Below are 505 nucleotides of genomic sequence, written 5' to 3'. Positions count from 1 at the left end.
CCCTCCATCGCGCCGCATGGCGCTCACAGTACCCCGCCCCTCGCCCGGGCCCTTCCGACTCGCGTCGGAACTCCGCGTGGCGCGCACCGGCCGTAGGAACCCGTTGACGACCGGTGTGACCCGCGCTACATTAACAAACATTCGTTCGTAGATCGGCAGACGCGATCGCGCCGCACCCGCGGCGGACCCGATGAAGGAGCTGGCAGCATGACCGAACCCTCGTACACCGTCGTCGACCCGTCGACCGGCGAAGAACTCGCGGCCTTCCCGTTCGCGACCGATGCCGAGATCGAAGCGGCGCTCGCGGCGGCGGCCGGGGCGTACGCCCGGACGCGGAACAGCACCGTGGCGGAACGCGCTGCGTTGATCCGCAGGGTCGCGGCGCTGCACGTCGAGCGCAAGGACGAGCTCGCCCGGATCATCCAGCGGGAGATGGGCAAGCCCCTCGACCAGTCGGTGGGCGAGGTCGAATTCAGCGCCGCGATCTACGAGTACTACGCCGACA

At 69.3% G+C, this 505-nt stretch carries 1 protein-coding gene; it reads left to right on the top strand.

The genetic code is table 11. The features are described from left to right. Positions 1–207: 207 nt before the first annotated feature. Positions 208–505: aldehyde dehydrogenase family protein (locus FK268_RS24035; protein ID WP_146437935.1), on the top strand; the 298-nt coding region annotated here is incomplete at its 3' end.

Origin of the sequence: Tsukamurella sputi, assembly GCF_007858445.1 — a bacterium.
In the GTDB taxonomy this organism is placed as follows: domain Bacteria; phylum Actinomycetota; class Actinomycetes; order Mycobacteriales; family Mycobacteriaceae; genus Tsukamurella; species Tsukamurella sputi.
The sequence above is the reverse complement of the archived record's forward strand: the minus strand, read 5'-3'. Positions and strand labels throughout refer to the sequence as shown.